This window comes from Candidatus Paracaedibacter symbiosus (assembly GCF_000757605.1).
Classification (GTDB): Bacteria; Pseudomonadota; Alphaproteobacteria; order Paracaedibacterales; family Paracaedibacteraceae; genus Paracaedibacter_A; species Paracaedibacter_A symbiosus.
In genome coordinates, this window is the sequence record NZ_JQAK01000004.1 from 304539 (window position 1) to 327788 (window position 23250).

Annotated in this window: 19 protein-coding genes and 3 pseudogenes; 12 read left to right on the forward strand and 10 right to left on the reverse strand. The window is 38.2% G+C overall.

From position 1 onward, the window contains the following. Nucleotides 1-170: 170 nt before the first annotated feature. Both IG80_RS0109890 and IG80_RS0109895 read right to left on the reverse strand, forming a co-directional pair. The gene (locus IG80_RS0109890; protein WP_156962170.1) at nucleotides 171-764 is read right to left on the reverse strand and encodes a leucine-rich repeat domain-containing protein; all 594 of its coding nucleotides are present in this window, start codon (nucleotides 762-764) and stop codon (nucleotides 171-173) included. Nucleotides 765-1228: 464 nt separating this feature from the next. Next, on the reverse strand, nucleotides 1229-1690 hold the full coding sequence (locus tag IG80_RS0109895; RefSeq protein ID WP_032113855.1) for a hypothetical protein: 462 nt from the start codon (nucleotides 1688-1690) through the stop codon (nucleotides 1229-1231). A gap of 242 nt (nucleotides 1691-1932) precedes the next feature. On the opposite strand from IG80_RS0109895, the gene IG80_RS0109900 reads away from it, so the two are divergent. Next, the gene (locus IG80_RS0109900; RefSeq protein WP_032113856.1) at nucleotides 1933-2265 is read left to right on the forward strand and encodes an F-box protein; all 333 of its coding nucleotides are present in this window, start codon (nucleotides 1933-1935) and stop codon (nucleotides 2263-2265) included. A gap of 41 nt (nucleotides 2266-2306) precedes the next feature. Beyond that, nucleotides 2307-2789 (forward strand): leucine-rich repeat domain-containing protein, encoded by a 483-nt coding sequence (locus IG80_RS0109905; protein WP_198027355.1) that lies wholly within the window; start codon nucleotides 2307-2309, stop codon nucleotides 2787-2789. A gap of 627 nt (nucleotides 2790-3416) precedes the next feature. On the opposite strand, the gene IG80_RS13470 is transcribed toward IG80_RS0109905, so the two are convergent. From IG80_RS13470 to IG80_RS13485, 4 genes are read right to left on the reverse strand one after another with little or no spacing between them, the layout of a single operon-like run. After that, the gene (locus tag IG80_RS13470; RefSeq protein WP_052046332.1) at nucleotides 3417-4862 is read right to left on the reverse strand and encodes an autotransporter domain-containing protein; all 1446 of its coding nucleotides are present in this window, start codon (nucleotides 4860-4862) and stop codon (nucleotides 3417-3419) included. A 33-nt stretch (nucleotides 4863-4895) separates the two neighbouring features. Further along, nucleotides 4896-5633, reverse strand: coding sequence for an autotransporter-associated beta strand repeat-containing protein (locus IG80_RS13475; RefSeq protein WP_052046333.1), 738 nt, complete (start codon nucleotides 5631-5633; stop codon nucleotides 4896-4898). Next, nucleotides 5599-5988, reverse strand: a complete 390-nt coding sequence (locus IG80_RS16595; protein WP_052046334.1) for an autotransporter-associated beta strand repeat-containing protein — start codon at nucleotides 5986-5988, stop codon at nucleotides 5599-5601. The genes IG80_RS13475 and IG80_RS16595 overlap by 35 nt, the downstream gene beginning before the upstream one ends. After that, entirely contained in the window at nucleotides 5954-7225 is a 1272-nt protein-coding gene (locus IG80_RS13485) for an autotransporter-associated beta strand repeat-containing protein (RefSeq protein WP_198027356.1), read from the reverse strand. Before IG80_RS13485 ends, IG80_RS16595 begins: the two co-directional genes overlap by 35 nt. A gap of 460 nt (nucleotides 7226-7685) precedes the next feature. Between IG80_RS13485 and IG80_RS0109915 the strand changes: the two genes are divergently transcribed. Further along, nucleotides 7686-9239: a Smr/MutS family protein gene (locus IG80_RS0109915; protein WP_032113858.1), complete on the forward strand. Its 1554-nt coding sequence runs from the start codon at nucleotides 7686-7688 to the stop codon at nucleotides 9237-9239. Between the two features lie 166 nt (nucleotides 9240-9405). Here the strand turns inward: IG80_RS0109915 and IG80_RS16905 are convergent. After that, nucleotides 9406-9483, reverse strand: a pseudogene (locus IG80_RS16905) (helix-turn-helix domain-containing protein); the annotation flags it as partial. Between the two features lie 40 nt (nucleotides 9484-9523). Between IG80_RS16905 and IG80_RS16295 the strand changes: the two are divergent. Both IG80_RS16295 and IG80_RS0109925 read left to right on the forward strand, forming a co-directional pair. Then, nucleotides 9524-9826, forward strand: a pseudogene (locus IG80_RS16295) (hypothetical protein); the annotation flags it as partial. Continuing rightward, nucleotides 9739-10155: pseudogene (locus IG80_RS0109925) on the forward strand (transposase); the annotation flags it as partial. The pseudogenes IG80_RS16295 and IG80_RS0109925, both read left to right, overlap by 88 nt. Nucleotides 10156-10339: 184 nt before the next feature. Here IG80_RS0109925 and IG80_RS0109930 read toward each other — a convergent pair. Together IG80_RS0109930 and IG80_RS0109935 are read right to left on the reverse strand one after the other, a co-directional pair. Further along, nucleotides 10340-11485 carry a branched-chain amino acid transport system II carrier protein gene (locus tag IG80_RS0109930; protein ID WP_052046337.1) on the reverse strand — a complete coding sequence of 382 codons (1146 nt, stop codon included), beginning with the start codon at nucleotides 11483-11485 and terminating at the stop codon, nucleotides 10340-10342. Nucleotides 11486-12310: 825 nt separating this feature from the next. Beyond that, complete coding sequence (locus tag IG80_RS0109935; RefSeq protein WP_032113860.1) at nucleotides 12311-13219, reverse strand: LysR family transcriptional regulator; 909 nt, start codon at nucleotides 13217-13219, stop codon at nucleotides 12311-12313. Nucleotides 13220-13506: 287 nt separating this feature from the next. Between IG80_RS0109935 and IG80_RS0109940 the strand changes: the two genes are divergently transcribed. The 7 genes from IG80_RS0109940 (at nucleotide 13507) to IG80_RS0109970 (ending at nucleotide 22068) form a co-directional block, all read left to right on the forward strand. Beyond that, nucleotides 13507-14748, forward strand: coding sequence for an aminotransferase class I/II-fold pyridoxal phosphate-dependent enzyme (locus IG80_RS0109940; RefSeq protein WP_032113861.1), 1242 nt, complete (start codon nucleotides 13507-13509; stop codon nucleotides 14746-14748). 130 nt (nucleotides 14749-14878) lie between these two features. Then, nucleotides 14879-16111, forward strand: coding sequence for a SidA/IucD/PvdA family monooxygenase (locus IG80_RS0109945; RefSeq protein WP_084756376.1), 1233 nt, complete (start codon nucleotides 14879-14881; stop codon nucleotides 16109-16111). Further along, nucleotides 16101-16475, forward strand: a complete 375-nt coding sequence (locus IG80_RS0109950; protein WP_032113863.1) for a cupin domain-containing protein — start codon at nucleotides 16101-16103, stop codon at nucleotides 16473-16475. The genes IG80_RS0109945 and IG80_RS0109950 overlap by 11 nt, the downstream gene beginning before the upstream one ends. Continuing rightward, the gene (locus tag IG80_RS0109955) at nucleotides 16406-18139 is read left to right on the forward strand and encodes a methionine--tRNA ligase (protein WP_084756378.1); all 1734 of its coding nucleotides are present in this window, start codon (nucleotides 16406-16408) and stop codon (nucleotides 18137-18139) included. The genes IG80_RS0109950 and IG80_RS0109955 overlap by 70 nt, the downstream gene beginning before the upstream one ends. Beyond that, on the forward strand, nucleotides 18129-19208 hold the full coding sequence (locus IG80_RS0109960) for an NAD(P)/FAD-dependent oxidoreductase (protein ID WP_032113865.1): 1080 nt from the start codon (nucleotides 18129-18131) through the stop codon (nucleotides 19206-19208). Before IG80_RS0109955 ends, IG80_RS0109960 begins: the two co-directional genes overlap by 11 nt. A 12-nt stretch (nucleotides 19209-19220) precedes the next feature. Next, on the forward strand, nucleotides 19221-20396 hold the full coding sequence (locus IG80_RS0109965) for a multidrug effflux MFS transporter (RefSeq protein WP_032113866.1): 1176 nt from the start codon (nucleotides 19221-19223) through the stop codon (nucleotides 20394-20396). A 352-nt stretch (nucleotides 20397-20748) separates the two neighbouring features. After that, on the forward strand, nucleotides 20749-22068 hold the full coding sequence (locus tag IG80_RS0109970) for an erythromycin esterase family protein (RefSeq protein ID WP_032113867.1): 1320 nt from the start codon (nucleotides 20749-20751) through the stop codon (nucleotides 22066-22068). 466 nt (nucleotides 22069-22534) lie between these two features. On the opposite strand, the gene IG80_RS0109975 is transcribed toward IG80_RS0109970, so the two are convergent. Then, nucleotides 22535-23250: hypothetical protein (locus IG80_RS0109975; protein ID WP_232224391.1), on the reverse strand; the 716-nt coding region annotated here is incomplete at its 5' end.

The following is a 23250-nucleotide window of genomic DNA, read 5'->3' on the forward strand; positions in this document are numbered from 1 at the left end:
GCAAATAATTTACTCACATTCCACCAATAAATCTTTGCTTTTCTTCTTTATTTTCCTTATTTCAGCGTCGACTAAGTATTATCTTATAGGATTTTAAACAGACAAGTTGAGATGGTGCCGGCTTTTCTGAAAAGTAAGCCCTCTACCTATCCAAAATCGCTGATGTGCATTTAATTGGGTGAGTAGCTTAAAGAAAATTGGCTACGACCATTTACGCCTTGATTGTCTGCTAAATATAAATTACCTCTACTGCGATTTTTAGATTTCCATACTTTCGCAATTAAAAGCTCCCCATTAGTTCCTATATAATTCTTACTTAGGTTAAGTTCTATAAGAGAAGTATTAAATCCTAATGCCATTATAAGGGAGCCTGCACCCACATCACTAATCACATTTTTTCGTAAATTTAATGCTCTAATGGTGTTATTGGCTGAAATAGCGGCTGCTAATTTGAGAGCATGAACATTGACTAACTTATTAGAAAACAGGTTTAAGCTTTCAAGGCAGGGTAAACGGTCATTTGCTAAAGCATAACAGAGTTGATCTATTCCAACTCCCATATCTTGCTCTCTTAAATTTAAACCTATTATCGATTCATTACCCTCTAATATGTTAAAAAATATCTCTGAATTATTTCCTATATCTCCTGATATTCTTGTTTTCATTAAATTAAAACAAGACACAATATCTGAAAAAAGGGTAAGGGTAGGCCTAAATATAAAGCCAACATATTCAGATACCGCATTACGAACTGCTACTACCAAACCTATTCCTATGCTTGGAGCTCTAAAGACAATTGGGGTATAGTCTTGTTGTTGTATGCGCCCAATGCAATAATGCACTTTTACTATTTCTAAAGGAGTTAAGAGAGGAGAATGTGGGAAAAAATCATTAAAAGTATTGTAGTTTATAGGATCTCTTTCAAATTTTCTTTTTATAAATGCTTTTCAAACCTCGTCCTCATGCCCTTTAAGAAAAGGATTTAATGAGAATAGAGTAACTACATCTTTTTCATTTTCTAAGTGAGACGAAATTTCTAATACTATGTCGGATGGACAAGTGTTACAGAAGAAACCTCTTTCTTCTTTATATTCTTCCGGATTGGAATATGCGATAGAAACGCTACAATAAAAAAACTGTAGTGCTATAGTAGCAAATAATGTAAAAAAGCGCATTTAAAAGCCTACTTGCAAAAAAGTATAGCCAGCGTTATTTGATATTTATTCTATCAATTAACCCAAATATCGGAATTTGAAAACATTACACCTTCCGGCAGGGGATTGTATTCCCCATTAATCCATTGGAATATATGTTTTGCCATGTTGCTGTCGTATTTATCGCTATGAATATACAATTGTATATCCCGGCAAGCGGAAGATAATGTGTTTATATAATCTTGCCCAAATTGATTTCGATTAACATGGCCAGGAGTAATATAGTCACTAAAAGAATTTAAAAAGTTTCTTGCGTCGCTGATTGTATGGCCTTTATCTTCAACAATTATTTTATAAATATTACTTGCTTCTTCATATGCTCCGTCTCGGTATCTTAACCCGGCCTCTTCTCTGAGAGAGGAAATATTTGGACGAAAATCATCCCTTATTATTTCATCGCCTGAAACGCTAGCATTTGAAAAGGCTAACGACATCAAAAAAGATATTATAAATCTATTTATTTTTATTTTATTCATGATAATAAACTCTTTTTCTTGTAAGATTTTTTATTTTTTAGTATTTTTGTTCTATGCTAATAACTTAAATTAGTCAATAAGGGAGATAAGAGAAGGAAATAAAGCAATTTATCTGGTACCGTCATCAACTATGTTTGTAGATATTTAACTTAAGCATTCAAGTGCAGTTCAATCAAATTAAGCTTTTTTTTACATGGGATACCTATACTTATAGAATGAGACAACAACCTATGGAGAATAATATGCGTAATCCAGCCTACTATTTAACAGCCCTTGCTTTAACAATCACCCCTCTTATTGCTATGGAGCAACAAGACAACCAGGGCAATTCCAACCAAAACACAGGATGGGATAATCTACCAGATGAATTAAAAATAGGGATTATCGGACACACTAGTCCGAGTGATGCCGCAAATGCTGGACTTGTCAATAAAAAGTGGCACGACCTTGCAAATGATGATGTGGCCTGGAAACACCGCTTTCAGAATGATTTTCAAGAATATCAAGAAGAACCTAGGGAAGGGGAATCTTCGAAAGATGTGTATAAAGAATTAAAATGGAGCATGACAGGGTAAACGCTCTAATTAAACAGCGGCTAGAGGGGTCGAATGTGGTAATGCTAAATAAAAAGGGTATTTTTTCTCTACCGTCAGATCTTGGGGATCTTATACCTCAAAGAGTCAAAATGATCGGGCTTGCTAATAATAATCTTACGTCCCTACCATCTAGTACGGCAAAACTCACTAACCTTTCAGAGTTAATTCTTCGCAATAATCAATTGCGAGCTCTTCCCGATGGTTTAAGTAATTTGAAAAATCTGATTCTACTTGATCTTCGCAATAATCAATTGCGAGCTCTTCCCGATGGTTTAAGTAATTTGAAAAAATTGAAGAGACTCCATATTGAGAACAATCCATTGGATCCTCTTTCCGTAATTAAATATCTCGAAGCAGCACCTGTAGGAGTATACGTCTATGTATCTCTCAATCTAGTGCATGAAATATTATTGGATGAAAAAAATCTAGAGCTTGGAGATCGTTACGAGTTATTTGACACGAATGAATCCAAACAAATAGCCACAATCAGAAAAGTCTCGTAACTATTTATATACCCTTCTTCTACAAGGTCAGTGTTAAGGAATAAGTAAAAGCCGCCATGGGAATGAGTGAGACTTAATGGGAGAGGCCTATTCGTTTTGGAGTATCACCCCCATTCATGTAAAAAGTACGATTTGAAGTTGAAGGCAGAGCATTTGCCTGATGTTCTTAGATTAAGCGAGATCTAGATCGGGCTCTTGTCCATTTTTATCTATCGGGGATCTTACGGGCCCCTCTTAGGGGATATACTCATCTGAGAGGAAAATATACAGTCTTGGAAATGATCAAGACTCTAGACGGTATCTTTTTACACGAATGGGGCTGATATCCCTACCTGACAGATTTTCTCTGTCTTTTCCTCAACGCTCACAAGCTGCTTGAGGTGGTTTGAAACCTGCTCCTGAAAGCCGATTTCAAGGGGCCAAACCTCCATCTCTTCTTAAGCTTAATCACAGTTTATGACCTTTTACAGACCTCCTTCCTGTTGTTCTGCGGCGCACTATCAATTTTTAATCGGTGTTGACAAATATGGACCAGGAACAATGAAAAGTTTGCGCACTCTGATGCAAAATCTTAGTCTTGATAATCCAAATTTTGCCAGATTGAAGTAATTTTAAAACTCAAAAACCTTAGAACTTATAATTAAATCTGATGAGCCATTGGTGAGATTTTTGAGTCGGGCTAATCTCACCATCATAGGTGGCAGTGAGGGAGAATTTATCCCCGAAAACAGCAGTGATGCCGAGACCGGGGTTCACCATATTCTGACGCTTATTGTTCACGAAGACGGTGAAGCTGTTGCCATAACCAGCAAAGGAAGTGGTGACCCCTTGGGGAGTACCTAGCTCTTGTTTATAAGTATAGCCAAGTTTGGCATAGAGGTAGAGCTGGACATCATTCAGATCGAACAGGCCAGAAAGTTGACCGCCACCTTTGGCTTGGATAAAGCGACTTGAGCGACTTCGGACGGCCAGATTGGGATTGATCCCTTTGGCATCTTGGCTGAAGTGACGCCCAGTCTGTTGCACCCAGAAAGTCGATTTACCCAAAGTTGTGCGTAAGTTTTGTGGCACTTCACGTGTTTTAGGGACAAGATTGAGATGCGTCTCAGAATGGGTTGCAATTTTGCTGAGCACATTAGTAAGCCCTATTGCCAGTGGTATATTGCCTTGAGCAATAGCAAGACCAAGGGTCTGACCTTGAGCTTCCTTATCGTTCAAGCGCTTCTTGACTTTGCGGATGAGGCGGTCAGTAAAGGACGCTTCAAAAAGACCATCTGCTTGATCAAGTTCGGTTGCGACTATTGCTGCGCCAATCAGCACATTGGGCGCCGGGTGAAGCTGATTTAAAGCATTATAAAGCGCATCGCCAGACAAATTTGACAGAGCTGCTTCAAGATTGGCAAGGACTGATCCAGCTGGTGGTGTGCCTAACCCATCAATATATCCAGCAATGGTGCCTGCATTGCCGCTCGTGACAATACTGCCAATGGAGGCTTGCCTTATTACCGTTAATAAAACGCTGTTGGTGGTATAGGCAAGTTTGTATTGTAATAAGGCCGAAGTCGACGTTAGCGCATCAAACTGCGTCGTGATGGGATTGACGGCCGTCAGAATTGTATAGGTAGTGCCACTTATATAGCTGCCCGCATCCGGCATTACATTGACAGTGCCGCCAAGGGTTGCTGTACCAAGAACCTGGATTAAATCTGACTGCCCATTGGCGTTGATTTCACATTGGTATACACCATTTGTATTATTAAAATTTCCATTAACTTCAATCTGGCCAATAGAGTTTCCAGGCGCAACAGTCTCCCTGTTGGTCAGGCTGTTAACGGTGTTATTCCCACTGAAACTTGCTCCGCTGGCAATAGTAACATCTGAGTTTTTCAGGGTGCCATTGGCCTTGAGCTCTCCCGCATCCACAAGTGTCGCACCCGAATAGGTATTATCCGCATTGCTTAACTGTAAAACACCATTTCCATTCTTTGTTAGACCACCCGTACCGGTGAATTGACCGCTAAAGTTGGCATTGTTGCCAGCCGTATTAATCGTTCCATCCTGAACGAGAACCACAGGGTTACTGACGTTGGTTAAAGTTGAACTTATCTATAAAATATCCCCTGCTGTATCAAAAGTAAAACTACCCATCCCTAAAGATTGATTATTGCCAATGGCAATGGTGCCATTTTGATGGATTACACCATTATTATAGTTAGGTCCTGATAGAGTAAGCAGCCCTGATCCTAATTTATTCAAGGTGGCATTACCCATAATCGCGCCTGACAACTCGACATCAAAGCCTTGGGTATCAAGATTACCTGTCGCGGTCATCTGGATTGCATTAGCAATTGGACCACTTAAAGCTTGGGCTAACTGGAGGGTTGCCCCACCAGTGCCAGCAAACTCAAAAGTGCCTGTACCTAACCCTTGATTATTACCAATGGCAATCACGCCATTGTCTAAGATGGTACCACCGGAATAGGTATTTGCTCCATTCAAAGCCAACACATCAGTATTGTTTGCTCCATTCATCGTCAGTGAGGCACCTGTTGCCCCTGTCACCCCTCCGTCTTGAATCGCGCCATTAAAGATACCGTTAGAAAGAGAGATATTCTTGTTCCCAATTTTAAGAGCACTTCCCAGATCAAATGTTGTTACACCGCTTAAAACCACCTGAGATCCACTCATTTGACTTACGTCTAAAGTACCGCCATTTCTAACATCAATAGAAGTCGAATCTGCAATCGAACCATTTACCCCTAAGGCCAAGGTTCCTGAATTAATTATAGTGGCTCCTGTATAGGTGTTCTCACCATCTAAGGTGGCAACGCCGATTCCATTCATAGTGATACCACCGCCTCCAACCAATCACCCCAGAAAATGTCTGGGGTGTCGGATCAGTGTTTCCGAATTGAAGCGTGTTTAGTCCCAAGTGCACGGAACCTGATCCCACTAGAGCCCCCACCATTGTTGTTGCTAGGCCGGCACTGATATCAAAGGTAGCCAAATTGTCAACCGTCACCGTACTGGTTCCATCCAAAGCCCCTAGCCCACTTAAGGCTAGTGTCCCTGCATGGATATTAGTGCCACCCGTATAGGTATTGGCCCCTGTCAGTGTTAACGTCCCCAACCCTGCTTTATTAAGAGTCCCTGACGTTCCGCCATCAGCAATAGCGAGAGATGGTTGTGTCGTTGCCATTCGTATCCAAGGTATCAGTTGTAGTAGCAAGAGTGATTGCGCGTGTGTTCGCAAGGTTGAAAGCAGCATTCCACTGCAACGTTCCACCAGTAAAGTGAAGAGCGCCTGAACTATCTCCAAGGCTGGCATCATTCCCCACTTGCAAGATCCCATTATTGAAAGTAGTGCCTCCTGTGTAGGTATTGTTGGTGCCACTTAAAATGGCTGTGGCAGTCCCAACTTTGATGATTGATCCTCCAAGACTAGTGTCCTGAATCACACCACCATATGTCTGTGCTGTTGTATTGTTGGTTCCAAAGGTTAATCCTTTCGTCCCTAGATAAACTGTACCCGAGCCAGTCAAATCACCAATTGTCACTGAAGTTGACGTGATACCACTTATATCAAAGGTCCCGTTAGCAACAACAGCTCCTGTGCTCGCTAGGGATCCGGAACCACTTAGGGCTAATGTCGTGCTTGGACTAATCGTTGTTCCACCCGTATAAGTATTGGCAGCAGTAAAGGTTAAGGCAGCAGGGCCTGCATGGGTGAGAGTTCCAGTACCGCCCATTATTCCCGCATAACTTCCAGAAGTATTATTAGCAAAAACGACAGCTGAGTTATTGGTAACATTCCCTTGGATACCGTTTGTATCTCCCTGCAAAGTACCGGCACTGACAAGTGTCCCACCTGTATAGATGTTGACGCCGGAAAGGGTGAGGGTGCCTGCTCCTTGCTTTGTTAAGCTTCCAGGACCGGAAAATGCCTGAGAAAAAGTCAAGTTATTGCTATTAGTATTGATGGTTCCTCCCGCCGGTGCTGTGAGGGTTCCCAGCTGAAGACCTCCAGAGAGATAAACGGGGTGAGAGCTACTGAAGCTACTGGTTGCTGTGAGTGTACCGCCGGCGAAGTTCAAGCTGTTACCATATACTGGGTTTAATCCTATACCATCGGTTGTCATTTGGCTATCAGATGCTACAGAATAATTTCCCGTCACAAATTGGGGACTAAAGGCAACCCCCCAGGGATTATTTGTTCCCAAAGAGATGGTGTTGCTTACCGTGCCTGTTCCCGTATTGATCACTGAAATAGTGTTAGGGTTGTTATTGGATATAAAACTGAATGATGTTAATCCGGTGGCTGCATAGGTCAAACTTGAATAACTGAGGAGAGTTGCAAGAACAAAAAACTTTGACAACATTAAAGAAGAATGACGATTTTTACACTGTTTTTGACAATGCTCGGTTATTTTATGCATGTAAGTAATTACCAAAAACATTGTTTAGTATTTGGTATATATTTTTCTAAATATATACCAAATTTGGTTAATTTTTTGGGCTGCGGTGCATGAAGGCCTAGGGTTCTGTCGCATCTGTTGAAAGCAATCAGATTAGTGGGTAAATTGTCAGGGAAATAGGATAGCTAGATGCTGACGATAAGCTCCCAATTACTGTCCATTAAATGGTTGCAAGATCAGTTAAGAAAAATACCCATAATACTCAAAATTCTTTGAGCTTTTGATACCTCACGCACCAATGCTGTGAGAAATATGAAAAAGGATTAATGCTCATAAGGTTAAATATAAGTTCTATTTTAATAAGAATAAAGGAGAATAAAGAAGAATTACATTTAAAAAAGATTCTAGCAGCTAAGGAAATGTAGAACTATAGCAAGCAACAATCTCTCTAAAAAAAGATTAAATTCTCATAGGAATAAGAATGAATAACAAAAAAACTTTTACTTTTAAAAGCATCCTTTTTGATGGGCAAAGAGCTCCAATATGGCAACGTTTAACTTCTATATTAATAAGGATTAATATACTTTTCCATGGGCTTACGCCTTCTCTTCAAGCAATGGAAAAGCAAGAAGAGGAGACAAATTATCTCTCTTTTTTTCATAATTCTTGTCATCCGGCCTCTTCTAAGCCCTCCTCACAGGTTAAGCTGGAGAGTTCAAGAGAAGATCAATTGCCGACAGTATTTCAAGCCAAAACACAAGCAGCTACAACACAAATTCAAACTGTATGGCTTAAAAAATTACATCGAGTAGCATCTTTTGAGGAATTTAGGGTACTGAAAAAGCATTGCCTTAAGATGCTTGCAAGAAGCAACCAAACACCTAAACTTAAAAGGCGCTGGAATACCCGCCTCAGGCAACTTGAGGAATTTGCCCAAAACATTAATAATTTTGAAACGGTTGAAGCAGAAAAAAGAAATAAAAACTCTTTATGTCAACCGAATAAGGAAGACTATACATTATTAAGCAATACTTATCCATCTCACATAGCAGAAACATTAGTGACAAAGCCGAAGCCTCAGAAGCGTAAATCTAGAAAAAAATTAAATTCCCTCGACACATCTAAATTAACTTCTAACGACACATCTAAATTAACTTCTAAAAATAAAAACACCGGACTTGAAGAATGGCCTGAAAATTTTAAAGATTTTTCTCTTACGGAATTAAAGTTATTCAAAGCCCAGTGTATGTATATGCTTGATTGTGAAGATTTGCTTTTAACACCTAAAATTTGGGCAGAGCTTCTTCCCATGATTGAAAGATTATTAGATGAAAAAGAAGCTATATTAAATTTCCCAAGAATCTCGAAGCTACCTTCCGACAGGTCATACGGTCATGATGAATATAAAGTTCGTCGCATTTATATAAATACGAAGAATCCCCGTCTCCTTGATTTACATGGAGTTGCCTCGGCGCAATTAGCTCAACTAAAGGTTACTCAGTTTATTAACGCTGCCAAATCTAAATGTAAATCACAAGTTCATATCATAACTGGAAAAGGCAACCATAAGAATCACAGAAAACGGCGAGGAGTTCTTTTTAAAGCTTTTCCGGGGTGGATCAAAAGTAACAAAAGTGTAATAGGATATACAGTTGGCAAAGGCGGAGGAAGTTATATTGTTACTCTTAGCCCATCTACTAAACTCCAGAAAGTCATCCCCTATAAAAATTTTAACCAACTAAGGCATTTAGAGCTACAAATAGCTTGGCAAATGAAATATGGGAAGAGCAGCCTACCTTACAAACAAATGTATAAAGAGCTGATCCATATGCGGTATAAAACACAACTTTTAGAGCAAAGCCAAACAGTCTACGATGAACTCAATGCTTTTGTCTTTCTACCAGAGAGTTCGGGGGCGAGAAGTAAAGAGGGTATAGTGGAATTTGAAGAAACAGAGAGTAATTCAACTAGTCTTCAAAAACCTCGGCTTGAAAATTTTTTAAGTGAAAAACAAAAACTAAAGTTAGGACTATAGTTGGCCCTAATACAAAAAATTGTGAAGGTTAAAATTGTTTTTTGAAAGTGGGACTTAATAAGGAGAGATCCTTTAAAGAATCCCAGTTGTCCAAAAAATAGAAAAAAAAGACTGACCTATTTTCTATCCTCAAACAACTTGAGAGTGCTAATTCTTATGGGAGACTTTAACTCTTCAAATACCTATAAAACGTCGCTCGAGATACTTTTAATGTCTTACAAATTTCCTCTATGTCTAAATATGCTTCCTCATATAAGTCCTATTGGGTGGGATAATATAGTACTTTGAAGCGTGCCTTAAAAAGACGTAACGCCATTGAACCTCACATCGGACACATGAAAAGTGACGGGAAGCTGGGCAGAAACTACCTAAAAGGCGAAATCGGTGATACCCTGAATGCTCTGCTTGCAGCAGTTGGGCATAACTTACGACTTATCCTCAACTACCTGAGGATGCTTTTTGCCTTCCTCGTGCTGTTATTCATGGCTTTGTTGCTTAAAGTGAATGGCTCGAACCAAAATATGGCAAACAGTACAAACGCAAAGTCTGGCGTAAACTTCACCTTGGCATTAATAGCAAGGGATTAATTGTTTCTCGGATAATGACAAGTCATTTAACAGATGATCGATCCTGCTTAGAGGCTCACCTTAAGCAGGCTGATGCAACAAAAATAAAAGAGCTTATTGCTGATGCGGGCTACGATGGGCAAAATGTTTACAGCCAACTGGAATCAATCAACATTAAACCCATTATTCCTCCAGCTCGAGGATCTCCTTCACTGTCACAAGAGCCCTGCTCTGTCAGACAAAATGGTATTAATTACATTGATAAAAGGGGACTATACGCCTGGCAAACAAAAAATAATTATGGAAGGAGAGCAAAAGTAGAAAATACGATATGCCGCTATGTTACAATGGGAAACTTATATTTAATTTGAATGAGGAGAAAAAATTATCTTACATATGTTAATTTATCTCTTAAGTGTAAACTGGCCAGAAAAGTGAAAAATAAAGTCGACCGGCCTCACCAAATTGTTGAGTGGTCGACCCAGTGGATTACCTGTCAGATGATTTAGTCTGGCAAAAGCGTGAAAATCTTGCTTATATATATAAATAGTATAACATATAGGCCAATACTCCGTAAAACGAAACCATCTTCAACCTCTCAAATCCTTTTAGGAAAATACTCAGAAATGTCAATAAAATGAGACTAGGATAAGATACTTGCAAAACAGGAGTTAAAAATGTAGCTATACCTTGAAAGTCTAAGAGTGATATAAGATATGAAATAGAAGTTGTACATAAAAGAACAAATGGAAAGCTGCTATTTGACAACTTTAATAACGAGCATAGATAACGCGCATAAATATTATTAAGGGCAACTCCTGTTGTAAGACAGGAAAAAATCATAATTATGCCAATTATTAGTGCTGCCTTTTGCCCCATGATATGAGTCGCAATTGCTGGCAAAATACATTCTGGAGCACTATTTGACGTAATATCCGTGTAGTATGCTCCCAAAAAAGAAAACCCAAAATAAATAGCCGCTAATAAACACGCCCCCATAATACTTGGTTGCAGGGCAGACTTTAAGACAACCATATGATCTTCTTTATTAGGGATAGAATCTTGAATTTGCCTAAAAATAAGAGCTGAGAAAAAGAAAGAAGCAAACAGGTCCATAGTATGGTACCCCTTCAAAAATCCCATGCTAAAGGCAACTTCAGGCTGAGTTGTCATGTTTTCCATTGGGGGTGCTTGGATAATCCCTAGTACAATCAATATTGCTAATGATGTCAATAATATTGGCGTCATCCATTTTCCTACAACAGAGATCATTATCTGATCTTTCAAACAAATTAGATAACAAATAATACAAAACCCTAAACTAAATGCCTCCAAGGATATACTCGGAGAAAGTGGTCCTATACCGCCATAAGCAACTGTAATACACCTTGGAACAACCCCAAAAGAACCTAGGAGTGATAGCGTAAACAATGGAAGAACTAGACGAGCAACAGGGCCTGCTTGTGCAAAAAAAGTTTCATAGCACCCCCTATATAAGTTAATAACAAAAAGCCCCAAAAATGGAAGAAGAATCCCTGTTAAAAAGAGACCCAAAAATCCTAGCATCCACTGATTCCCTGAATTCTGTCCAATTTGTAATGGAAAAACAAGATTTCCAGAACCAAAAAACATGGCAAATATCGCAAAACCGTACATAAAGATATGCTTATATCGCTGCATAGTAGCTCTCCGAAATAATTATTCGTAAAAAATGTAAAATAAGGCAAAAAATGTGAGATGAGAAATTATATGGCCGTAACGGCCACAACAACTTGGACAGTCACTATCAAGGAAGGAATATAATTAAATAGAAATCTTTCACTTTTATCATTTCTAAAAAGTGATGAAAGCTGTTCTGGTGAATTAGATTCTCGTGCTTTCAATGTTATAAAACCGATATTATTTATAATTTTCTTATAGCTAAGAACAGCAGAATATAATTTCAAGAAGACTTTGTCAATAAGAGGCTTTTACGCAAAAGAGCTAACCTCTTTCTAGGAGAGGTCCGGGATGAGCTGAACCGACAGATCTCTCTGACCTCCCCCTCCTCAGCTCCGAACGTGCGGAACTACCGCATTCGGCTCTCGATAGATCAGTGTTCCTACACATATTCAGTGAGATCAGAACATCGATACAGTTTTCCAGCTCTTTGGGTACCTTGCCACTTCAAGTATTTGAAGCAGTTTCTTCCAAGTTACCCAACATTTACCTCCGCGTCTATTTAACCACCAGAATAGTCTCCGCTTTGTCCGTTCGAGGAATTGCCCCACTTCTTCTGTGATTATCAAAGACTGCGTGATAATTCACCCAACCTCTTACAGCTCGAATGACCATTTTTATTACTCCTTGCGTGTCCTGTGAGCTGAGGTTTTCTCTTAGGCATTCATCCCCTTTACCTAAAAGAGGGCTGCTCCTGGGTAACTGGAAGTGGCTACTCAACTTCCAGTTTCGAACAGAGTAGAAATAACCTAAGGTGCAAAATTAGCATTATCAAGGCTCACTAATTTACACTTCTTTCTCAAGTTGAGAAAGAATGGCATGCTTAACCTTAAGGGATAGTTGATTAAGAACATTTGTTATCAAACGTTTCCTTGGCCAAATAGCAGAAATCTTCATAGGTGCTTCCCACCCTGCAGGTATAATTGATCCAAAAGAAATTGGTGTTATCTTTAAAAGGATATCCGGAATTAATCCCCAAGCATCTGATTGGGCAATAGCCTGGAAAGCGACTGCATAATTATCAAAAAGTAAGGTTTCTTGCTGTTGCATGTGAAATGCCTTAAAAATAGGATGAGTTTCACAGTTACTTATGCCTTGGAAAGATTTAGGGAGGATTGCAGGATAGGATTGAGAGAGTCTTTGAGGCTGCTCAGATGGCTCAACTTCTAGAATTGGGTGGTTCGCTCGGACGACAAGAATTAACTGCCCTTCATGCAAGACTTCTTCTTCAAAATTTGGGTTGCTTTGGGGATTAAAACATATTCCAAAATCCAGTTCTCCCCTGCTTACTTTTTGAACAACATCGCTAGAACGTAAACTATAAATTTCACTTGTAAGATGAGGATAAGCTTTTTGGATACTTATCCATGAAGGCGTAAGAAAATGTTCAGATAACATGTGAGATGCAGCTAGGGAATAATGTCCTTGTAATTCTACAGTACCTGATAACAATTCTCGTTTAATCTTTTCAGTTGTTTGCAGAATATACTCTGCCCTCTCTGCCATGATTTTGCCAAAATTAGTTAACTGAATATTTTTACCGTTTTTAATAAAAAGGTCTTTTCCAAACTCTCTTTCAAGAGCGGCTATGCTATGGCTAATTGCACTGGGGCTAATTGCCAGAATTTGTGCTGCTTTTCCAACATGCTCATGGCGAGCAGTTTCTAGAAAATAAATGAGTTGAGTAAGTTTCATAGTTGAAAAAAATTCACTAATTTTAATGAAATCATATCACTATACGTCATTATTTTAGATCGTTATTATCCCCATAGTATTAAGAAGTTAGTTCTTTATAAAGAAATTTTTTAAAAGTTCGCTTCAGAAATATAAAAGCTTAAAAAATGTTCGTTGAAAAAAATAGAAACAAAACATTTATAAAGTGAACTCTTAAATATAAAAACTCTGAACGAACGAAGAAATCAGAAGTGCTACCTAATGCATCACACATAACTTTTGTGCATAAACCAACTAGGAGGAAAGTCATGGGTTATAGAAATACTAACTTTATCTATGGTCATTCTAATAAATTTTATAAAAAAGCTGTGAACGAAGGCCTAATGCAGGTCACTATACAAGGAAGGAATGGAAAAAAGGTATCAATGCCGGATAACTCCGAAGTTGTAGAATTTATTAATTGCTCCTATTTAGGGTTGGATCTGCACCCAGATATAATTAAATCCAGCAAATCTCTCAACGATACATGGGGGGTCAATTTCTGCTGCGCTCGGTCAAGATTTTCAATTGAGCCTCTACAGAGGCTTGAAGAAGAGCTGTCAATATTGTTTGGTGGGAGAGCTATTACATTCCCTTCAGTTACGACAACAAATATATCAGTTCTTCCATTAATCGCTAGTGGTATGCTCTTAAACCCGCAGAATCCCCCAAAAGTAAGGATGATTTTTGATAAATTCGCTCATTCTTCAATGCAGTTTCTAAAACCAATATTAGCAACAGAATCACAAGTCTCAGCAATTCCTCACAATGATTTGAATGCACTTAGAGAAGAAGTGATGATGGCTAAAATGAAAGGTGAAGTTGCTGTTTATGTTGCAGATGGGGTTTATTCAATGGGAGGGCTGTGCCCTATTCAGACTATCCTCAACATGTCTAATGAGTTGGATTTTTATGTATATCTAGACGATGCACATGGAACTTCTATTTTTGGAGAATATGGACAAGGCTCCGTATTGAGCCAGCTACCTTATGGAATTCCTGAGAATCTATTTATTAGTTTTTGCCTTTCAAAGGGATTTGGGTGCAATGGAGGGGGTATACTCGTTCCAAGCGTTACACAAGAAAGTACCATTAGGACCTATGGACAGATTTATGCGTTTTCAGCTGCATTAGATTTTTCTGTTGCCAATGCATGCTTGTCTTCCATCCGGCTTCATAAAGATGGAACCGTACCAATGCTACAAGCAAGATTACGCCAAAATGTTGCCTTGTATGATCGTTTAATGGAATTAACGCTACCTTTTAGCCCAATCAGGATGGTTACAGTAGGCGATGAAGAAAAAGCTATAGAATTATGCAAACAAATCTTATCTAAGGGATTTTTTGTATCAGTAGTGTTTTTCCCTATTGTCCCCAGAAATAAAGCCCAATTGCGGGTATGTATAGCTGCAAACCATACGGAAGAACAAATTCGAGGGTTAGTAGATGCACTTAAAAGCATCCTACCATCATCGTGGTTGAATCAAGGTGAAGACAGAATGTGTGCGTAACGTCCTCAAAAAAAGCAGGAGGAATTTAAATGAATAATAAATTACTAAAAATAATAGGCATTGGTCTCGGACCTTCGAATTTAGCGCTAGCAACCGCCATTGAAGAAAAAAGTTAAATTTAGGTAGTGATATCGGCTGTCTATTTTTAGATAGTAAGCGTAAATTTGAATGGCATTCTGGTATGTTAATACCTGGTATGCAACTACAAGTACCCTTTTTTAGGGACTTAGCGACAGTAAGAAACCCACAGAGCCCTTTTACCTTTCTGAATTATTTGAAAAGCAAAAATCGATTAGATCAATTTATAAACTTAAGAAACTTCTATCCAACCCGAATCGAGTATCATGATTATCTTTCCTGGGTATGCGAGAAGTTGACCCATGTTACAAGGTTTGGGTGCAAAGTAAAGTTGATTACTCCAATATGGGACAAAAAAGGTAAAACCATCGAAAAACTGGAGATTGTGTATGAGGATGAAAGAGATGAAAGTGTTGGTAGCTACATTGCGGAAAATGTCGTTATATCTCTTGGTGGAGAACCGTATTTTCCAGCCTGTGCTAAAGGTTTTGAAGATAATAACAGGGTAATCCATACAGCGTCGTTATTAGAAAAGATACCCAAACATTTTACAAACCTATCTGAGAATTATCACTTTATTGTGGTAGGTTCAGGACAAAGTGCTGGAGAAGCTACTTACTATTTACTGAACCAATATCCTAATGCAAAAGTCTCGTTGTGTTTCCGAAACTATTCCTTACATGCTATCGATAATAGTCCGTTTGTAAACCAAAAGTACCACCAATCATCGGTAGCTGATTTTTACCACCTAAGTAGTTTGTCTAAGGCTAAAGCACTGCAGGATCTAAAAGCATCAAATTATTCTGTGATGGATTTAGATTTGCTTAATGAGTTGTTTAAGGTGCAATACGATGATTCATTGCAGCAAAAGGAAAGGTTAAATATTTGTGCTGGATTGAGCCTAGAAGGCATAATATCCACTGACTCATATGCTCAAGTCGATGCCAAAGACCTTTATAATGAGACAACAACATCTATAAGAGGAGACGCAATTATACTTGCTACAGGATATAAGCAAGATAATTATAAAGAAATATTAAGCGGACTCGATGAGCATTTAATAAAGGATAGTGCTGGAGAGTACCTCGCATCTAAAAATTATCAAATTCAAAAGCATCCTTCAATGCAAGCAAGCATTTATCTGCAAGGTTACTGTGAGCATAGTCACGGCCCCAGTGATTCTACACTAGCAATTATGTCTACCAGGGCAGAACTGATCTTGGAAGCTATATTAAATGATAGCTCGTCTTTTATGAAAAGGAAGGAGTATTTTAATGAAGCTTGATAAATTCAATATTCATTCGCCAGAGTCCGTCTATGGGATCCGCGGAAAATTGATTGATTTTCCTGAAGAAAGCGTATACTTCGGCTCTATGATAGGCATCCTAAATCCTGGGGAAGAAACAAGAAGGCATGCTCATCATGATCATGAAAACTTTCTTATTATTAGCGGAAAAGGGACCCTTATAGGCGAAAACGGAGAGTTTGAAGCCAGTGTTGGAGATATTGTGCGCCTGAATCCAGGTGATGCACATACTCTAAAAAACACACAAACAAAGGAACAGCTTGTTTTTTTTCATTGTGGTGGGCTTTTTCTAAAGGTGCAGTTATATTTAAGCGGGATGATTCTTTCAATAATTCCCCCGTAAAAAGATTGATTTTTTCTCCACCACCAACCCCAAATGGTGATTTGCATCTGGGCCATATATCTGGGCCTTATCTTGCTGCTGATATACTGAAACGCCACCTGCTTCAAAAAGGAGAAAATGCTTTATATATTACAGGAAGTGACGAGAATCAAAGTTACGTCGAACTCAAAGCAAGACAAATGCAGATTTCGCCAAAAGTGATCGCTAATCAATTCTCAGAAAGCATCCAATCTGTGCTAAAACAATACAACTCGGCGCCTGATTTCTTCTATCGACCTTTATATGACAAAGAATATACTAAATATGTCATCGATTTTTTTAAAAAATTATTTAGCTCTTCTGCACTAAAAACAAAAATCAGCAAGCAACCATATTGCGAGGAATGTAACCTTTGGTTATTTGAAGCGCATATGAGTGGGATATGCCCACATTGCACTTCCCCTTGTGGGGGAGGATCGTGTGAAACTTGCGGTCTGCCCAATGATTGCATAGGGTTAATAAACTCATTTTGCAAATATTGCAAAACAAAACCTGTATTAAAAGAAACAAAGCAGATTTATTTACCTCTGCAAAGTTATTCTAAACAATTAAAGAAATATCTGGAAAGCATAAATCTGTCCCCTCGTCTTCGAGGACTCGTTAGAGATGTTCTGGATAAAGGTCTGCCAGATCTTCCAATAACCCATAACGCGCATTGGGGGTTAGCAGCACCATTTGATGGCTTCGAAAATCAGAAACTTTGTTCGTGGTGTGAAATGGCCCCAGGGTATCTGTTTGCCCTTCATAAAATAACCAGTAAAAACAACGGATTAAGGAACTTCATGAATGATCCAAAAGCTAAGATTACACTATTCTTTGGTTTTGATAATGCGTATTTCTATACAATAATAATGCCAGCACTATTTTTAGCTTATAATCATTCAGTCAAATTACCTACCGAAATGATATATAATGAATTTTATTTGTTTGATAATCTCAAGTTCTCAAAAAGTCGCTCCCATGTAGTTTTGGCAAAAGATATAGTCAAAAAAGCTTCAAGTGATGTAATACGCTACTATTTATCCGCGACACGCCCCGAATTTGAAAGAACGCAGTTTTCCTATTCTCACTTTATTGAATTGATCAATGTAGATTTAATTGATGGGCTATCAAGTTGGATATGTGATCTGTCATCAAGAATAACCTTAGACTTCGATGGTGTCTGTCCTGACGGTGGAGAATGGACGGTAGAGCACGAGGAATTTATAAGATATTTGCAACGCTTTCTACAAGAAGCGACTCAGGCGTATGAGCCAAAATTTTTTTCACTAGCCAATATAGTGAGCTTATTAAGAGAATTACTTGTTAGAACGAAAAAACTATCCCTATCTAGAAAATATTTATCAAATAACAACAGTATCAATAAATTAGAATACCAGACAAGTTTGGTTTTAGAATTAACTTCTTTAAAATACTATGCAATAGTCTGTTCGCCAATAATGCCGGAGTTTTCTGAGAAATTATTCAAAGCGTTGGGGATTTCAATGAGATTTGGATGGGATAGAAACGTTCGTTTGATGGCTAAGGGCACAAAAATAAAAAACTTATCAAATTGCATTTTCACCCCCATAAATATTGACGTTTTCGAACTTTCGGACAAGAAAGACACACAATATGAGAAATAAGTATGATGTCGTAATTATAGGAGGCGGTATTTTTGGCACGGCCATGTTTTATTATCTTTTAAAATACACCTCTAAAAAAGCCCTACTCCTTGAAAAAAGAAGGATCTGCAGCGGAGCAACAGGCAGCTCAGGAGGGTTTATTAGGCTGTTACATTCATCCCTAAACTTATGTGATTTATCGACAAAAAGTTTTGATGAATTTAACCAATTTGAAAAGAAAATAGGGATGCCATGTGGCCTGGTTAAAACGGGTTTCTTTACCATCGACTCATATAAAAACTTACCTGCTATCGAAGATCATCTTCAACTTATTAAAAATAGAGGATTCCAAATAGAGTGTCTAACAAGTCGGGAAGCTGCGCGTCGTTTTAATTGTTTGGAAATGCCAATTGATGATGACAAGGTTGTGATCTATGAAAAGGACAGCGGTTATGCAGATCCAATAAGAACTTGTAAAGCATATTTATCAGCAGGAGTTAGTTTAGGGGGAGATGTTTTAGAAAATGTTGAAGTTCAAAGTATTGTAACCAAGAATGGAAAAGTCATTGGTGTAAAGTCGTCTTATTCCAGTTTTGAAACACCGTGTGCTATACTTGCTGCTGGCGTTGGGACTTATGATTTCCTTAAAATTTTAGGATATAAAGAGCCTAAATTTATAAAAAAAATTATCCAGATTGGCTTTTATAAATATCCGCTGAATAATTTACCTTTTCCTACTTTTCTAGATAAAACCTTAGGCTTATATGGTCGGGATTATGGCGATAATAGATGTTTACTGGGGTTAACAGAAGAATCAGAGCAAATTAATGATGATCAAGAACCGCACCTTTCAATGAAGGTGGCTAGAAAGCTGACTAATGTAGCCTCAAAATTTGCTCCATGGATTACCGCAAAATGTTGGATTGAAGGACGGTGTGGTATAGATGCTTACACTAAAAACTGTGAGGGTATAGTAGAATTTTTGCCTGAAGTAAAAGGGCTATTAGTATGCAGTGGAGGAAGTGGAATTGGATTTAAACTTGCACCAGAATATGCTAAATATGCGATTTCGAAAATTGAGAACTATTAAGGCGAGATTATTATGGAAAACAAGCCCATATTAAGAATAGCCTGCTTAATGGTTACTACTTATTTATTTTCAAATACAGTTTGTAATCCTGCTCTAGCCGACATAGCTATGCATTTCTCGGCGCATATTAGTACGGCTCAGAACATAATTATTTTATATGCATTAGGTTTAGGAATATCTCAACTTATTTATGGGCCTTTATCAGACATATATGGCAGACGCATAGTAGCTCTAGCTGGAAATAGCCTTTTCGTTTTTGCCAGCATTTTTTCTCTGTTCTCATCTTCCATACATGCCCTACTTTTATCCAGATTCTTACAAGGGTTAGGGGCGGGATACTGTAGTGTCATAGCAAAATCTATATTAAGCGATGTTTATAAGGGTAATTTCTATATCCGTGCTACTGCTGTACTAATGATTTTTTCTGTATTGGCCCAAATGGTCGCGCCCATTATAGGAGGATATTTAATTTATATGTTTTCTTGGCAAGCCAATTTTGTAGCTATTCTTTTATATTGCTCAATTACTCTAATTATCCTGCTTAAGTTTTTACCAGAAACAAACCCAAGTATAAAAGGTAGTGATGAAGTTATATCAACAATATTTCGTAATTACATCACTGTATTAAGGAAAAAAGAACTTTGGGTATTTATTTTTTTATCATCTTTAACCTTATCTTGTGTCACTATATACTATAGTGCTAGCCCGTTTATATTGCAAACTCAAGTGGGACTCTCAAGTTTCGAGCTGGGTCTCACATTTTTATTAACAGATAGCCCCTTCATTATTGGGTGTTTCTTTATTTATTATATGAAAAATAAAATTAATACGCGCAAATGTATTTTAGTAGGGCTATTTATTATGTTAATTGGGGCTGGATTGATGCTTTTGACGTCAGATCTAGAATACAAGAGCCCTCTATTACTTCTTCTTCCAATGTCTGTATTCAATTTGGGTACCGGGCTTGTTTTTCCAATAACTACTGCGAAGGCATTGTTGGTGCATCAGAATACATCAGGAGCGTCAGGCGCCCTTATTGGAGCATTACAAATGATAATTGTAGCCTTATTGTGCTTCTGCTTTTCTAGAATATATAGTGGGCATCAATACTCTTTAGCTATTACGTTATTTATGATTACGGTAGTATGCATCATCTGGATTTGTTGCAGATTTAGAAGAGTTTTGTAAAGAAATGTGATATATTAAAATGTTAAATGGCAATGTCAAGTGATGCGAAGGTGTTCCAAAAATAAACGTTTTAATTCAGTTTCTTTATCACCCCTATTAATAGGAATCCGTGTATTTCTTACCGCAATAGGATTGATTTTTTTGCTCCTACCTTAAACTATTACCGTCCCTCATTGCAATTTCACTATAAACGGTAAAGAGCCTTAATTTTTATTCCACTTAACTTATTTTGATTGAGAGAAAATTTTCTTATTTTCAATTTTAAAAAGGCTACCCTTATAAATTATTATAAATAATAATATGCGGTTTTGCTTCAAACAACAAACCTCTTCTTATTTAGGGGAGTATAGATATGTTAGACCAAAGCAACCTGAAATCTCTATTTGCCTTACCATTTGATGATTCTTCTCGAGATTATTCCTATCTGCTAAAAAACATTGGTGATGCTCATCTCGTTCTTATTGGAGAGGCGACCCACGGAACGCATGAATTTTATAAAATTCGTTCTCAATTAACAAAGCAACTTATTGAAGAAAAAGGGTTTCATGCTATTGCCATAGAAGGAGACTGGCCGGATGTCTACAACCTCAATAAATATGCTAAGAACTTTAGTAAATCAATAGATGAATATAATGCTATAAAGAGTTTTGAGCGCTTCCCATCTTGGATGTGGTGTAACGATGATATGCTTGAGTTTGTTAAATGGCTACGAACTTATAATGATTTCTTGGCCACTAATCAGGTAAAAATTGGTATCTATGGTCTTGATTTATATAGCCTGCATACGTCTATGGATTTTGTTATTCACTCTCTAGCAAAGAGAGATCCGCAGGCCGCTGAGCGAGCTCGTATTCGCTATGAATGCTTACAGAAATATAGACAAGATCCGATAAACTATGCTTATGCGATCGAAAAAGGTATTGCTTCTGGGTGTGAAGAAGAGGTCTATGATCAGCTGACTGAGTTACTAGAACTATACTCTAATGCTTTGTCGCAATATGAGGCAGATCAAGAAGACCTGCTTTCTACTCTTCAAAATGCAAGAGTTGTGGTTAATGCAGAGGCGTACTATAGAGCATTACTGAAAGGGCCAGAAGTAACATGGAATCTGAGAGACAATCATATGATGGCTACACTCGAAGATATACGAACTTACTATTACCAGCTTCTTGGCAGCCTGCCTAAGATAATAATTTGGGCACATAACTCACATGTTGGAGATGCCAGAGCAACTAGCTTGACAAAAAGAGGGGAAATTAACATTGGGCAACTTGCCAGAGAGAGATATGGGAACGATTGCTACCTCATAGGCTTTTCAACTTATCAAGGGGAGGTGACAGCGGCCTCTACCTGGGGAGGCGTCACGGAAAGAAAAAAAGTCAGGCCCGCATTAGAGGGAAGCTACGAGTATTTATTCCACCATCTAAAAATACCTGACTTTCTCCTTCTTTTAGGTGAGGAAAGATCTTTAACCGGACCCTATTTACAGCGAGCCATTGGCGTGATTTATCATCCTGAGACTGAGCGTATGAGCCATTATTATTATGCCTCCTTATCCCAACAATTTAACGCAATTATTCACATTGATACGACAAGCGCTGTTAGACCTTTTCATAAATCTCATGTTTGGGAAAAAGGAGAATTTCCAGAAACTTTTCCAACAGGGCTTTAAGTGGCCTTGCTACGAAAAGAATGCTAAATTATCTTCAATACAACAGAACCTACCCCCAATTACCAATTTAGGGCATACCTTAAGTTGATAATGTCTAAAGATATATAAAGGTGTCAGAATAAGGTTTCTAATTCTTGTTTGTTGGTATATGTCAATAAAAGTTAAGGCCCTATATTGACGTTTGTACCTTCTGGACCGTTTTTACGGGGCAGGGTCATTTCTAACAAGCATATTCCCAAGAAAAACCTTGCTTTTGTCGCTAAACCAGAGACAACTTGCCAATGAAATTAAAGTGAAAAGCTTGAGAGAGTCCATATATCATTAGCTTTCTAAATAAAACAAAAATATCCCAACATTTACCTCAAAAAGCTAACAATTTCAAAAGTTAAGTTGATGTTACCCTAAAAACTGCTAAACTGCTTAATAAAATATTAGGCTCTTTTACTAGGTAACTTTTACACGTACTTTATTTTTCTCCCCCAATGACCTTATCTAAAAACATAAAAAACATATTGGCTGAGTTACTTTGATCTTCTATAACCCCTAAAGAGCCAGAGCTAATAATATCATTCACTAATATTCTAGCATGCTCGTTACCAGCTTGAGCATATCTGACAAGATCCTGAAAACGCTCTTCCTCAGATCGTTTTCCCTGGCCTAAACACCCTGAAAAAATAATATTAATTACGCAATCCTGAGCATTTTGGTAACCAGCGTCAGCATATTTGGCAAGCTCCTGGAAGCATTCTTCCTCAGGTCGTTCTCCTTGGCCCAAGTCTCCATGGACAATAGCAGTAATCAACCAAATCTGAGCACCTGGATAATCAGCGTCAGCATATTTGGCAAGATCCTGGAAGCGATCTTCCCCAGATCGCTTGTCTTGGCCAAAAGCACCACAGTAGATAGCATCAACCAACATCTTCTGAGCATATTGGTAACCAGTTTCAGCATATCTGACCAGCTCTTGAAAACGTTCTTCTCCAGATTTTTTTTCTTGGGCCAAAGTGCCAAAGTAGATAGCTTCAATCAAATACCTCTGAGCATATTGGTAACCAGCTTGAGCATATTTGACAAGATCCTGAAAGCGTTCTTCTTCGGATCGTTTCTCTTGGCCCAACTTGCCCCAACAAATAGCATTAAACATCCGCTCCTGAGCATATTGGTAACCAGCTTCGGCATATT